The following is a 13,745-nucleotide window of genomic DNA, read 5'->3' as shown; positions in this document are numbered from 1 at the left end:
TTTAGACTTTTTTGCCCCTATTTCGTCATTTTTGAGAGGTAATATGTCATTCTTTCTAGTTGACCGTATCAAAAAAAAATGTAAAATCATCTTAAAGTCCTCTTTTTTGAAAATAATAATAACATGACATATCAATCAACAATGAGATGCTCGAAAAAGCGGAATGTACTGGGGGGTATCAATTGATCATTTCGAAAGTAATCAATAATAATGTGGTCAGTGCGTATGATGACGAGCAGCATGAACTGGTCATTATGGGCAGAGGGATCGCTTTTCAAAAGAAAAGTGGAGACCCGATTGACCAAGAACGTATTGAGAAAGTATTTTCCATTCAAAATAAAGATATATCAGAAAAATTCAAAACCCTGCTTTATGATATTCCAATCGAGTATATGCAAGTGTGTGAGGCGATTATTGATCATGCGAGAACAACCCTTAATAAAAATTTGAATGACAGCATCTATGTGACACTGACAGATCATATCACTTTTGCTATTGAACGTCATCAAAAAGGAATGGACATCAAAAATGCCCTGCTCTGGGAAATTAAGCGGTTGTATAAAGATGAGTTTATGTGTGGTGTAGAAGCGATTCGGATTATTCAGGACAAGCTCAACATTCATCTTCCTGAGGATGAAGCCGGTTTTATTGCGATGCACATTGTCAATGCAGAGCTCAATGAAGAAATGCCGAACGTGATTCAAATTACCAAACTCATTCAAGATATTTTAAATATCGTCAAGTATCACTTTCAAATTGATTTAGACGAGGAATCATTAAACTATTTCCGTTTTGTCACGCATTTGAAGTTTTTTGGACAGCGTCTGTTTAACGAAACACAAATGGAAAATCAGAATGAATTCCTGTATGAGGTCGTAAAAGAGAAAAACACTGCAGCTTTCCAATGTGCTGAGAAAATTAACGATTATGTTCAAAAAGAACACAACCGAAGTCTCATAGAAGATGAGATGCTATATTTAACTTTGCATATCGACAGAGTGATAAAAAGAAAATAAATTTAAAAAGAAAGCGTTGACATCATAAAATTAACATGATACTTTATAACTATAAACAACATAACCCACAATCTTTTAGGATTGTTACTGGTCAAGCAGGCAAAACCTAAATCATTGTCCCTATCTTTGATAAGGCATGATTTAGGTTTTTTTTATATCCAAAGACTTATAAAAATTAAATAACGATCAATCGCTATGAAGGATTGTTACTGGTTAAGCAGGCAAAACCTAAATATCGATTAATGTCTGAATCGCTATTTTTCGGACATTAATGGATGTTTAGGTTTTTTCTATATCATGATTTAATCAACGATTGGAGGGTAATACAATGAACCACAAACAAACAGCAAAAGAAGTTCTAGAGCTTGTCGGCGGTGAAAAGAATGTTAAGCAAGTCACGCATTGTATGACAAGACTTCGCTTCAACTTATACGATGAAGGCAAAGCGGATAAGGAGAAGCTGCAATCAACAGACGGCGTCATGGGTGTGAATCAAAGCGGAGGTCAATATCATGTTATTATTGGCAATGATGTTTCAAATGTCTATCAAGCGATGATTGCTGACTCAGGCCTGTCAACAGATGTAAAATCAGGCGGTACAGAAGAAGCGTCAAAACAAAATGTGATATCTAAGCTTTTCGATTTTATCTCTGGTGTCTTCACACCGATTCTTCCAGCCATTGCTGGTGCCGGTATGATCAAAGGGATCTTGGCACTCATGCTTACGTTCCAGTGGATATCGGATAAAAGCAGCACATATGCAATTTTAACAGCTATCGGCGACGGAGCCTTTTACTTCTTACCGATTCTGCTTGCTGTAAGCGTAGCCAAAAAAATTGGCACAAATCAGTATATCGCTGCTGCCATTGCAGCCGCCGCACTGCACCCGCAGTTAACGGCTTTACTAGGCGCAGGAAATACAGAATTTCTAGGGCTACCAGTGGTTGCCGTTGTGTACTCTTCATCGGTCATTCCGATTCTACTCACCATCTGGCTCGGCTCATATGTTGAAAGATTCGCGGAAAAATATAGCCCAAAATCATTGAAGATCATCCTTGTTCCAACGGTCACACTTCTTGTCGTAGTACCAATTATGCTTATCGCAGTAGGACCGCTTGGTGGGATTATCGGAAATGGCCTTTCAGGTGGAATTGATTTATTGTTCAAACATGCAGGTATTTTGGCCGGACTCTTGATCGGCGGCTTCATGTCACCATTGATCATTACGGGCATGCACTATGCACTACTTCCAATCATGATCAACAACATTACGTTAAACGGTTTTGACTTCATTCTTCCAATGATGTTTGTAGCAAATATGGCACAAGCAGGCGCAGCATTCGGTGTCTTCTTAAGATCAAAAAACAAAACATTCAAATCATTGGCGATGTCTACAAGTATCACTGCATTAATGGGTATTACTGAACCTGCTATGTATGGTGTGAACATGCGATTGAAAAAACCGTTCCTTGCAGCCCTCATTGGTGCAGCAGCAGGCGGCGTGTTCATGTCAATCTTTAAAGTAAAATCATATGTGATATCTGGATCAGCAGGTCTCCCGGGTCTCCCGACATTCATTGGCCCAACATTTGTCTACTCTATCATCGGCTTAGTAATCGCCTTTGTCGCAGCAACGATCATGACACTTGTTCTAGGATTCAAAGATGTACCAGTGAAAGATGATACAAAAGCAGACAAACCAGAAGAAAAGAAAGACACAGCAGCACTTCAAAATGAAGTGGTACAAAGCCCGCTTGAAGGCCAATTAAAGCCGCTAAATCAAGTAAATGATGCAACATTCTCTAATGAAATCATGGGTAAAGGTACAGCTATTGTCCCAGCAGTTGGACGTGTAGTAGCACCATTCAACGGCAAGGTTGAAACCATTTTTCAAACGAAACATGCCATTGGCTTAAAGAGTGACCAAGGCACTGAGCTTCTCATTCATGTTGGAATTGATACGGTGAAGCTCGGCGGAAAACATTTCACAAGTCATGTAGAGTCAGGTGATCTTGTTCAAGCAGGAGATGTGCTCGTTGAATTTGATATCGAGGGCATTCAGCAAGAAGGCTATGATGTCACCACACCAATTATTGTGACCAACACAAACGATTTTGCACAAGTTGATGCGAAAACAGAAGGCACGATTTCAGTACAAGAGACACTGCTCACAGTCAGTGTAGAAGAAAACGAGGAGGGCATTCAACATGAACAAGTTAGAAAAAACATTTCCTAAAGGTTTCTTATGGGGCGGCGCTGTTGCGGGCAACCAAATTGAAGGTGCTTATAATAAAGATGGAAAAGGCTTATCGACAGCTGATGTATCACCGCACGGGATTATGCATCCATTCGATGAATCAATGAAAGACTTGAACTTATATCATGATGCGATTGACTTCTACCATCGCTATAAAGAAGATATTGCACTCTTTGCAGAAATGGGATTCAAATGCTTCAGACTATCCATTTCTTGGCCACGTATTTTCCCAAATGGCGACGATGCTGAACCAAATGAAGCAGGCCTTGCTTTTTATGACAGAGTATTTGATGAACTGCATAAGCATGGAATTGAACCAGTTGTCACGATTTCTCATTATGAAATGCCGCTTGCACTTGTGAAAAACTACGGCGGTTGGAGAAACCGTAAGCTTGTCGATCTTTATGAAACATACGCGAAAACGTTGTTTACTCGCTATAAAGACAAAGTGAAATATTGGATGACCTTTAATGAAATCAACGTCGTGTTACATGCGCCTTTCACTGGTGGCGGACTTGTATTTGAAGAGGGCGAAGACGAGAAAAGCATTCAATATCAAGCAGCGCATCACCAATTTGTTGCAAGTGCTTTAGCTGTCAAAGCAGGACACGAAATCATTCCTGATGCGAAAATCGGCTGTATGATCGCAGCGATGACAACTTATCCGTACAGCTCAAGACCAGAAGATATGTTTGCAGCGATTGATCAAGATCGTAAAACATTGTTCTTCTCAGATGTACAGGCAAGAGGCTACTACCCAGGTTACATGAAACGATACTTCCGCGAAAATGGAATTCATATTGAGATCCAAGATGGTGATGAAGACATCCTAAGAAACCATACAGTGGACTATATTGGCTTCAGCTATTATATGAGCTTTGTGACAAGTACAGATCCAGAGGTTCTTGGACAAGTGACTGGTGGTAACCTATTTGAAGGCGTGAAAAACCCTTATCTAGAAGCAAGTGATTGGGGCTGGCAAATTGATCCAAAAGGACTTCGTACAACACTAAACCAACTATATGACCGTTACCAAAAACCATTGTTTATCGTAGAAAATGGATTGGGAGCTGTCGATCAAGTAGAAGAAGACGGTTCCATTCAAGACGATTACCGAATTGATTACCTCAGAAGCCATTTGCTAGAGGCGAGAGAAGCCATTGCAGACGGAGTAGACTTGATGGGTTATACAAGCTGGGGCCCAATTGACCTTGTCAGCGCATCAACAGCTGAAATGAAAAAACGGTACGGCTTCATTTATGTCGACCGTGATAACGAAGGAAAAGGTACATTAGATAGAAAGAAAAAGAAAAGCTTCGATTGGTATAAACAAGTGATTGCGACAAATGGTGATCATTTAGATGCATAAAAGAAAAAAGACAAACCATTCATACTGCGGTTTGTCTTTTTTTTGTCAAGGGGACTATGAAGTCCACACTTGATCTGCAATCTCAATCACATGACGAAGCTTTTCCCATTGCTGCTCTTCTGTTAACAAATTGCCTTCCTCCGTTGAGGCGAACCCGCATTGCGGACTCAAGCAAATCTGGTTAATGTCGACGTATTGAGCCGCTTCCTCGATTCGTTTTTTAATCTGTTCAGCAGGCTCAAGCTCACCATATTTTGAAGTGACAAGCCCTAGTACGATTTGGAGGTTTGGGTTCTTCACATAGCGAAGGGGTTCAAAACCGCCAGAACGATCGTCGTCGAATTCTAAAAAGAGACCATCCAGATCTAAGCCGGCAAAAATCGTTTCTGCCGCTGCTTCATAACCGCCTTCAGCTGCCCACGTCGATTTAAAGTTACCACGGCAAATGTGCATAGTGATCACCAAATCCTCTGGACGATCGGCAACTGCTTCATTAATTGTTTTTGCAAATGACTCACGCAGTTCATCTTCTTCTCGGCCAAAGGCTTTGATTTGTTCATGCCCTTTTTCAGAAAAGAACACGGCCCATGCTGTATCATCCAGCTGCAAGTAGCGGCAGCCTGCATCATAAAAAGCACGGATGGCTTTTTTATAAGCCTGTGCCACATCATGGTGGAATGCCTCTAGGCTGTCGTATACTCCTTCTTCAAGCTTTCCACGGAAAAAGAGCATATTCGGACTTGGAATCGTCATTTTAGCCGTATGATCCCCAGCGATGCTGTGAAGGAATCGATAATCCTCCAGCATTGGATGATCTGTAAAATCAATCTTGCCCGTTACCTTGATGCCCCGTGCTTTTGTCGTCGTATTGTGGAATTGAATACCTTGATCTGCTTCAAATCCTTCGACCCCATCGAGCCCCTCAAGAAAGTCAAAATGCCACCAAGCACGTCTGAATTCGCCATCTGTGACAACCTCTAATCCAATTTCCTTTTGCTTCTCAACAATACGAGTGATTTCTTCATTTTCAATTTGTCGGAGCTGCTCTGCTGTCAGTGTGCCGTCTGCTTTTTGCTTGCGTGCTTCCTTGATACGTTCTGAACGAAGTAAACTGCCTACTTGATCTGCGCGAAATGGCGGTTTCGTTGTTTTCTTTCCAATGGTTTGTACTTGTGTCATGCTGAATCCCTTCTTTCTACAGGTTAAAAATCAAATAAAAAAGCTCTTCCTTGGATAAGGAAGAGCATCATATACTGAGAGAACTCTGCCTTATCTTCAAACAAGCATCTGCTTGCTTAAGGAATTAGCACCATTCTGTTCCGAGGAACAGCGGTTGCCGGGTTTCACAGGGCCAGTCCCTCCACCACTCTTAATAAGGTTACCTTTTGATTCAATTTTCTTAATAAACATAATTATTCAACTTTTCCGAGTGAAAGTCAATGGTTTTTACAGTTAATTTTCTACATGAACAAATCAGCGACGAGAACACCCGCTAGTCCGACAAGTGAAAGAACGGTCACCATCAATGTCCACGTTTTAAAGGTTTGGGCCATGGACAGGTTAAAGTATTCTTTGTAAATCCAGAAACCCGCATCATTCACGTGAGAGAACGTAATACTGCCAGCACCTGTTGCGATCACCATTAATTCTGGGCTCACACCTGTCAATCCAATCAAAGGAGCAGAAATGCCAGCCGCTGTGAGACCGGCGACGGTGGCTGATCCTAAAGATATACGAAGGACCGCAGCAATCAACCAGGTGAGAAGCAGGGGAGAAAGCGTGCTTCCTTGCATGATTCCTGCAATGTATTGATCAACCCCGCTATCAATGAGCACCTGTTTAAAGGCGCCGCCACCTGCAATAATTAATAAAATCATGGCAATAGAACCGATAGAATCTGTGATCGACTTCATCACATCCTGCATGCTCTTGTCTCTGCCAAGTCCAAACGTGTAGATAGCAAGAAGCACGGAGATTAACAGTGCAATCGCCGGTTCACCTAAAAACTCAGCGGTTGGCAGTAATGGGGAGGACGGGAAGAAAATTTCTAAAACTGCTCTGAATGTCATGAGCAATACAGGCAAAACAGCGGTGAAAATACTAATGCCGAAGCTTGGCATTTCTCCTTCTGTAAATTCCTTTGGATTAAATAAGTTCTTTGGAATATGTGCGTGCAACTGATCTTTTTTAAATAGTTTCGTAAAGAGAAGTCCACCTACTAAAACAGCAGGAATCGCTAAAATAATCCCAACTAATAAGGTTTGTCCCATGTTTGCTTGAAAGACATTTGCAATGGCAGTCGGCCCTGGGTGAGGAGGGAGGAAGCCATGTGTGGTGATGAGTGCAGCAACGAGCGGCATGCCCACATAAAGCACAGGTAGTCTTGCAGCTTGTGCGATCGTAAAGACTAGTGGAATTAAGATAATGAATCCGGTTTCATAAAATAGAGCAATTCCGATCACAAATCCCGTCAGCATCGTTGCCCATTGAATTTTTCCAATACCGAATCGGTCAATGAGTGTCATCGCAATACGCTGAGCTCCGCCAGAATCAGCCATCAATTTACCAAGCATCGCCCCAAAACCGAGAACAAGTGCGAGGTGACCGAGCGTACTGCCGAGTCCTTTTTCGACGGAAGCAATCGCTTCAAGTGGTGACATTCCTTCTAAAACAGCAACAATTAAAGAAACAATAATCAAAGATATGAAAGCGTTTAACTTAAAGACAACCATGAGTAAAAGCAATAATAAAACGCCAAGTCCGATAAACACTAACGACATGATCTTTCCTCCTTTGTGGTGCATAAGGGAGCGCGAAAACGCCCCCTATGCTTATCCTTCTAGTATGTCTACAGCTTCTTTTAACGTATCCCTTGAACCAACATTTCCCGGGAAAATCACATAAGACATGAAAGGGAATTTACTATCTTCGCCTGTTTGCCAAACGGGAATGCCTGGTCTGATCTGCCCTGCCACAGTTGCGCGTTTCACGTGAAGTCCTCTAGTTCCAATATCGCTGGAGGTAATGCCACCTTTGGCAATGAGATACTTAGGGCGAATTGTGAGACGCTGGACAATGCTTGTCACAGCATCACTAATTTTTACAGAGAGCTTTAATTCTTCCTCCTGACGATCATCCCCAAGATCAAGCCGTTCTCTTCTTGTATAAACCGCCACAGATTGACCAGATGCTAATAATGCCTCGGTTTGCTGAATCACGCGGTCAATTTCTTGATGAAATAGGTCAGGCTCCAGCACGAGATGTGTATTAAACTCAATAAAAGCTACCTCTTTATTTTGTTGAAGCGCTTTTAATTGATCTGTTGTCTTCTTCACATGAGAACCAATCATAATAAGACCACCGTGCGGGCTTTGTTCTTGTATCAAGTCATGTCTTGTTAATAAGGCACGATCCCCTATACCGCCAAGAACTTTTGTAAGTGCCGCCGCACTTCTGAACATGAGTTGCTTTCCTGCTTGAATGGCCTTAATGAGAGCGGTGACAAAGACTTTGACATCGTCATAGTCCACAGCGTTTACAACCACCTTTTTAAAATCGGTCACACTCATGAGCTGTTTTTTTATTTGATCAATTCGTAAAGCCCGTAGATCATCTAATGAAATGTAGGTGGTGTTCTCTTTCGTGAACGAACCGTCTGACTTTTCTTCAATCCATTCTCCGAGATGAGATGACTGAAAGCCGAATGTGCGATCTCGTGCAAATTCTGTTTCACCAGCAGGAATTAATTCGTGTCCTTCTTGGACGTAATGAATATTGTTGATCGTCAAGCGTCCACCTTCTTGGAAAAAAGGAAGAAGGATTTCTCCATCGAATTGGGGTGAGCTTTGTTGTTCAATTGTGGTTTTGAGTACTTCAGTTTCCAGCGGAAAGTGTCCACGAAGAGTGGAATCTCCTCGGCTGACAATGATGAAATTCTGATCAACCCGTTCCGCTACCTTCACAATTGTGGAAGCGATTGTTTCGTGCACAGCAGTCGTTTCCTTCTCTGTCATACTGCGAGAATTGGTCAAAATAAAGAACATGCGGCTGTCTTCAAGAAAACCGGCTTCGATGCTTTCTTCTGACCAATCGGTGAAAACAGAGACGCCATGTACGGTTTGAATCCCTGTTGGATCATCATCTAATACAATGACTTTATGATGAAAGCTGTTCAGTGCTTGTTCGTATGCTGATTGAATGATCTTTGTATCCGCTTTCGGAATGGCATTCAGTATGTCAGTGCTTTTCTTCATGACCATCTCATCCCTTCTTCACTTCGACATGAGCCATTTTTTCGTAATATTGAACGATGCCGCCATGGTCAAGCCCAGATTTTCCGTCCGCTTTGAGGGCGTGGAAGATTTCAAGCAGCTGGCTAGAAAGCGGGAGAGGAACGCCGATATCATGAGCAGTTTCCATCACATTGGTTAAATCCTTTAAGTTGATGTCGATACGTCCGCCTGGTTCAAAGTTTCGTTCTAAGATGAGAGGGACCTTTGCATCGAGAACGGCACTTCCTGCCAGCCCGCCGCGAATGGCTTCATACATTTTGTCAATGGCAATGCCCGATTTAGCGGCAAGAACGAGCGCCTCGGACATAGCGGCAATATTTAAGTTGACGATGATTTGATTGGCGAGCTTCGCTGTTGTTCCGCTTCCATTTGTGCCAACTAATACGACCTCTGTGCCCATCGCAAGCAGGACATCCTTCACTTGCTCAAAGATGGTTTCTTCGCCGCCAGCCATGATGGCAAGTGTTCCGTCTATTGCCTTCGGTTCTCCGCCGCTGACAGGTGCGTCGATAAATTCCACCTGATGCTGTTTTGTAAGAGCAGCTAAAGCTCTAGAAGTAACAGGGGAAATTGAGCTCATATCTACGACAACAGTGCCAGGTTTAGCTGTAGTTAAAATGCCATGATCACCTGCAACAACTGCCTCTACATGCTCTCCTTTAGGAAGCATTGTGATGATGATATCGCTTTCAGAAGCGGCATCAGCTGCTGAAACAGCACCTTTTGCTCCGGCTTCTTGTAACGCTCGAATCGCTTCCTCATTTAGATCGAAAACAGTCACAGTATGACCGGCTTTTAATAGATTGAGTGCCATAGGCTTTCCCATAATACCTAATCCAATGAATCCAATTTTCTTTGTCACATTGAACGCCTCCTATATAGAAAACCCTTATAAAAAGCGCTTTCTTTTTCTTTTGTTAGTATATATACTATCTTTTTGTTTTAATAGTAGGAAATAAACTATTGTTCATTTAATGTACATGACGTGATAGGAACGTGTCAACGGAAAATATGAGAAAAGTCACAAAAAAAGACCGGAATCAGCTCCGGCCTTTTGCGTTCATGTTTTATTTTTAGCTACGGCTAATCGAGATTGTTTCACGTTTTCAATGGCATCTGATCCTAGTTCTAAAACAGCGGCGACGTATAGTACATCAATGATTACAAGCTGGTTAATACGGGAGATCATAGAGTCAGATCGATAGGTTGTCTCCCTGGAAGAACTGAGCAGATGAAAGTCAGATCGCTTTGCGAGCTCTGATTTCGGATAGCTGGTGATAGAGGCAACCTTTGCTCCCTTTTCTTTAGCAAATTGCACGGCATCAAGAATTTCTCTACTCTCTCCTGAATGGGAGATCGCAACGATAAAATCGTGTTCCGTGGCGTGAGTAGCAATCATGTTCATCATATGCGGATCACTGCATAGACTCACTTCAAAACCAAGCTGGAGGAACTTATGATAAGCATCTCCAGCAATAAAGCTGGATGCACCGGCTCCAAAGAATACGGTTTTATGTGCCTGCTTCATTTGTTCAATGAATTGTGTGACGGCTTGGTCTTCTAATATATGCTTCATATCTTGAATAGAGTTTGTTGTTAACTCTATGACCTTATGTTTAATGTCAGCTACACTATCGGATGCCTCGATCTCGCCGTATATGGATTGAGGCGTATTGGTCGCAATATCCTGTGCGACATGGACACGAAACACTTGGTACGATTCATAGCCAATTTTTCGTAGAAACCGAAAGATCGTCGTTTCACTAGTATTGCATTCAGCAGCGAGTGCACTAATGGAATGAAGCACAACTTTCTGAGGATTTTCTAAAATGTAATTGGCAATCTTTTTTTGGGTCGGAGACAAACTATGAAACGTCGTCCGAATGTGACTAAAAATATTCTCTTCTATGATAAACACCACACTTCATCTAGCATTCTACATTAAGCATACAGGAACTTATGAAAACGGTAAACAAACCCGAAGTGGGAAAAGAAAGAATAAAATGTAAATACTGCTTTTTTTGGTTCTTTTGTCATGGTATACTCAATTGGTAATAGACAAAAATGGGGGTTTTTACTATGACAATGAAAAAAGGCCTAACGATCAGTCTGATCATTTTTTCACTGATTGTTTCGTTGTTTGCGCCAGTTGGATCTGCGGATGCCAAACAAGCAAAAAAAGCAAAAGTAAGCACACACTATTATAAAAAGAAAAAAACATTCAAATATGCACAGGTGAAAAACCTAAGCAAGGCGCATATGAAAACCATCAATCGTGATTTAAAAGAAGATATCGCATTCTCTTATTCTACGTACTTGTTCTTAAAGGACGAAGCGAAAAAGGAAGGCTTTGGGAAGATCACTTACGAGAGATCGTTTAAAACGAAATTTAACAATGGGAAGAAGCTCAGTATCTTAAACTATGATTACATGAATGATGGTGGTATGCATGGAGATACGATGGTTTCCAGCATGAACTATGTGTTAACAAAGAAAAAGACAAAGCAACTGTTCTTGACAGACGTTGTGAAAACAAAGAAAAAGCGTACGAAAGTGAGAGATTATGTCTATAACTATACAAAGAAACATAAAAGTAAATTCTATGCGAACCTGAAAAAAAGAGACATTGAAATCAACTACAACACGCAGTATTACTTCACGAAAAAGGGAATTGCTGTTGTCTTCCAGCCATATGAAATTTCACCTTACTATGTAGGAATTCCTGTGATTCAAGTTCCTGCGAAGGTGTATAAATAAAAGGAAAAACGACCAATGAATCTGGTCGTTTCAGCGTGTAGACAAACCCTCGCATTCGTTGTCAGGTCTGTGCGCTGGTGCTCACGAATGTTCAATTCGCTCCGCTCCAGTGCTTGCCCTTCCTAGACTTCAAAGGTTTTCTATCACGCTGAAAAGAAGACAAAGGGCTAAAATCAAGATCATTTTAGCCCTTTGTCAACAATCTGAAACGACCAATGAATCTGGTCGTTTTTTTATGTACTCACACAAAAGAGCCCCATATGAGGCTCTTTTTCAGATTTATACTTGTTTAGGTGCATCGTTTAGTGGGTGACGGCGTTTTCCGTTGTAGTGGCGGCGCATACGAAAGATTTCAAACTCCGAAAGCTCTGCGCTTTTTCGTTTTGGTGTGCGGTTATCTTTTTTGAAAGAGAATAGTAAGTAGCAGCAAAGTGAAGCGATAATCAATAAAATCATCATATGACATTCCTCCAATTCATCCTATTCTTTAAGTGTAGACAGGGTGAGTGATGTTTATAACTGAAAATATGCAGCAGAATCGGTTTAGTTCTTAAGGTTTAGGCGATCTGCTAATTTAGGTCTAAAATACTGGTTGTTTTTAACTATTATATTTCCAGTTATTGCACTCGTCAAGAAGAATTTTTCTGGGGTTGTCTCTATTAGTACGAATAAATGTCATAAAAGTTTCAGAAAATTGTAAACTTTTATTAAAAAACCGTTCCCGAACAGGAACGGTTGTAAACATATCTATGCTTTTTCTTCAAATAGACGGGCGATTTCAACGATGACTTCTGTTGCTTTCACCATGTTCTCGACAGAAATAAATTCATATTTACCGTGGAAGTTTTCCCCGCCAGTAAAGATGTTTGGCGTTGGAAGACCTTTATATGAAAGCTGGGAGCCATCTGTACCGCCGCGGATCGGTTCGATCACAGGTGTCACTGAGCGGTTTTCCATTGCTTCATGGGCAATATCCACAATATGTTTCACCGGCTCAATTTTTTCTCTCATATTATAATATTGATCTTGAATTTTGAGATTGATGCTGTTTTCTCCGTAAATGGCTTTTAAGTCATTTGCTATTTTTTCAAATAGTGCTTTGCGTTCGTTAAATTTGTCTTTATCAAAATCACGAATAATATATTGCAGCTCTGCTTCTTCGACTTCTCCTACAAACTTCGTGAGATGGAAAAATCCCTCGTAGCCTTCTGTGTATTCCGGAGATTCATCAGAAGGAAGCTTGTTATGGAAGAGCATCCCAATCTTCGCAGCGCTGACCATTTTGTCTTTTGCTGTCCCAGGGTGGACGTTGTTTCCTTTAATGGATACTTTCGCACCTGCTGCGTTGAAGCTTTCATATTGCAGCTCCCCGAGCGGTCCTCCGTCAATTGTATACGCATAGGAAGCGCCAAAGGCATCAACATCAAATTTGTGCGGCCCTCTGCCAATCTCTTCATCGGGTGTAAAGGCGACGCGAATTTTTCCATGCTTGATTTCTGGATTTTCAATTAAGTAATGCATGGCGGTCATAATTTCTGCGATACCAGCTTTGTTATCTGCACCAAGCAAGGTTGTGCCATCTGTTGTGATCAGCGTATGTCCTTGATACTTTTGTAAATTTGGAAACTGTGATGGAGATAAAACGATATGTAGTTCTTCATTTAAGGTGATGTCGCCGCCTTGATAGTTTTCATGAAGCTGCGGTTTCACATTCTTGCCGGTGAAGTCAGTAGCTGTGTCGATGTGAGCCAGGAAGCCAATGGTCGGCACGTCTTTGTCTGTGTTAGATGGGATCGTTCCCATGACATAGCCGTTTTCATCCATTGTCACTTCTTGAATCCCGATGGATTTCATTTCTTCAACTAGTTGTCTCGCTAAGTTCAACTGTCCTTCAGTCGATGGGCAACTTTCCTTATCTGCATCCGACTGCGTATCTACCTTCACATAACTTGTGAAACGCTGAATCATTTCCTCTTTCATGTATACGTCACTCCTTTTGTAGAATACGTTCATTTTATCATGTCTTGAATGCGCTTCATAACAAGAAAGGCTTT

Annotated in this window: 11 protein-coding genes and 1 riboswitch; of the genes, 4 read left to right on the top strand and 7 right to left on the bottom strand. The window is 41.5% G+C overall.

Annotation, left to right across the window (positions count from 1 at the left end):
- Positions 1-182: 182 nt before the first annotated feature.
- The 3 genes from licT to MHH41_RS17885 all read left to right on the top strand — a co-directional run bounded on the left by licT (position 183) and on the right by MHH41_RS17885 (position 4,642).
- A complete protein-coding gene (gene licT, locus MHH41_RS17895; RefSeq protein WP_340866614.1) occupies positions 183-1,016 on the top strand; it encodes a BglG family transcription antiterminator LicT in 834 nt (277 codons plus the stop codon).
- A gap of 328 nt (positions 1,017-1,344) precedes the next feature.
- Positions 1,345-3,252, top strand: coding sequence for a beta-glucoside-specific PTS transporter subunit IIABC (locus tag MHH41_RS17890; protein ID WP_106029439.1), 1,908 nt, complete (start codon positions 1,345-1,347; stop codon positions 3,250-3,252).
- The gene (locus tag MHH41_RS17885) at positions 3,224-4,642 is read left to right on the top strand and encodes a glycoside hydrolase family 1 protein (RefSeq protein ID WP_226804460.1); all 1,419 of its coding nucleotides are present in this window, start codon (positions 3,224-3,226) and stop codon (positions 4,640-4,642) included. Before MHH41_RS17890 ends, MHH41_RS17885 begins: the two co-directional genes overlap by 29 nt.
- Before the next feature lie 54 nt (positions 4,643-4,696).
- On the opposite strand, the gene MHH41_RS17880 is transcribed toward MHH41_RS17885, so the two are convergent.
- The 5 genes from MHH41_RS17880 to MHH41_RS17860 form a co-directional block, all read right to left on the bottom strand.
- Positions 4,697-5,821: a 5-methyltetrahydropteroyltriglutamate--homocysteine S-methyltransferase gene (locus tag MHH41_RS17880; protein ID WP_050944566.1), complete on the bottom strand. Its 1,125-nt coding sequence runs from the start codon at positions 5,819-5,821 to the stop codon at positions 4,697-4,699.
- Between the two features lie 87 nt (positions 5,822-5,908).
- Positions 5,909-6,021, bottom strand: a riboswitch (SAM riboswitch).
- Positions 6,022-6,102: 81 nt separating this feature from the next.
- Complete coding sequence (locus tag MHH41_RS17875; RefSeq protein WP_212045721.1) at positions 6,103-7,422, bottom strand: gluconate:H+ symporter; 1,320 nt, start codon at positions 7,420-7,422, stop codon at positions 6,103-6,105.
- 51 nt (positions 7,423-7,473) lie between these two features.
- On the bottom strand, positions 7,474-8,895 hold the full coding sequence (locus MHH41_RS17870; protein WP_212045720.1) for a four-carbon acid sugar kinase family protein: 1,422 nt from the start codon (positions 8,893-8,895) through the stop codon (positions 7,474-7,476).
- Positions 8,896-8,902: 7 nt separating this feature from the next.
- Entirely contained in the window at positions 8,903-9,796 is an 894-nt protein-coding gene (gene garR, locus MHH41_RS17865; RefSeq protein WP_003215219.1) for a 2-hydroxy-3-oxopropionate reductase, read from the bottom strand.
- Between the two features lie 198 nt (positions 9,797-9,994).
- Positions 9,995-10,852, bottom strand: coding sequence for a MurR/RpiR family transcriptional regulator (locus tag MHH41_RS17860; protein WP_181462008.1), 858 nt, complete (start codon positions 10,850-10,852; stop codon positions 9,995-9,997).
- A gap of 161 nt (positions 10,853-11,013) precedes the next feature.
- Between MHH41_RS17860 and MHH41_RS17855 the strand changes: the two genes are divergently transcribed.
- Positions 11,014-11,691, top strand: coding sequence for a DUF3298 and DUF4163 domain-containing protein (locus tag MHH41_RS17855; RefSeq protein WP_050944564.1), 678 nt, complete (start codon positions 11,014-11,016; stop codon positions 11,689-11,691).
- Between the two features lie 279 nt (positions 11,692-11,970).
- Here the strand turns inward: MHH41_RS17855 and MHH41_RS17850 are convergent, their stop codons facing one another.
- Positions 11,971-12,150: a hypothetical protein gene (locus MHH41_RS17850; protein ID WP_003215411.1), complete on the bottom strand. Its 180-nt coding sequence runs from the start codon at positions 12,148-12,150 to the stop codon at positions 11,971-11,973.
- A gap of 288 nt (positions 12,151-12,438) precedes the next feature.
- A complete protein-coding gene (pepT, locus tag MHH41_RS17845) occupies positions 12,439-13,671 on the bottom strand; it encodes a peptidase T (RefSeq protein ID WP_050944563.1) in 1,233 nt (410 codons plus the stop codon).
- Positions 13,672-13,745 lie beyond the last annotated feature (74 nt).

Source organism: Bacillus sp. FSL K6-1145 (genome assembly GCF_038003425.1).
In the GTDB taxonomy this organism is placed as follows: domain Bacteria; phylum Bacillota; class Bacilli; order Bacillales; family Bacillaceae; genus Bacillus; species Bacillus pumilus.
This window is presented reverse-complemented; position numbering and strand designations above follow the sequence as displayed.

Excerpts from the sequence above, each read along its gene's own strand:
- MHH41_RS17870 (WP_212045720.1), bottom strand. The coding sequence starts at position 8,895 with ATGAAGAAAAGCACTGACATACTGAATGCCATTCCGAAAGCGGATACA.
- pepT (WP_050944563.1), bottom strand. The coding sequence starts at position 13,671 with ATGAAAGAGGAAATGATTCAGCGTTTCACAAGTTATGTGAAGGTAGAT.
- MHH41_RS17885 (WP_226804460.1), top strand. The coding sequence starts at position 3,224 with ATGAACAAGTTAGAAAAAACATTTCCTAAAGGTTTCTTATGGGGCGGC.
- MHH41_RS17890 (WP_106029439.1), top strand. The coding sequence starts at position 1,345 with ATGAACCACAAACAAACAGCAAAAGAAGTTCTAGAGCTTGTCGGCGGT.
- MHH41_RS17850 (WP_003215411.1), bottom strand. The coding sequence starts at position 12,150 with ATGATGATTTTATTGATTATCGCTTCACTTTGCTGCTACTTACTATTC.
- MHH41_RS17875 (WP_212045721.1), bottom strand. The coding sequence starts at position 7,422 with ATGTCGTTAGTGTTTATCGGACTTGGCGTTTTATTATTGCTTTTACTC.
- MHH41_RS17855 (WP_050944564.1), top strand. The coding sequence starts at position 11,014 with ATGACAATGAAAAAAGGCCTAACGATCAGTCTGATCATTTTTTCACTG.
- MHH41_RS17880 (WP_050944566.1), bottom strand. The coding sequence starts at position 5,821 with ATGACACAAGTACAAACCATTGGAAAGAAAACAACGAAACCGCCATTT.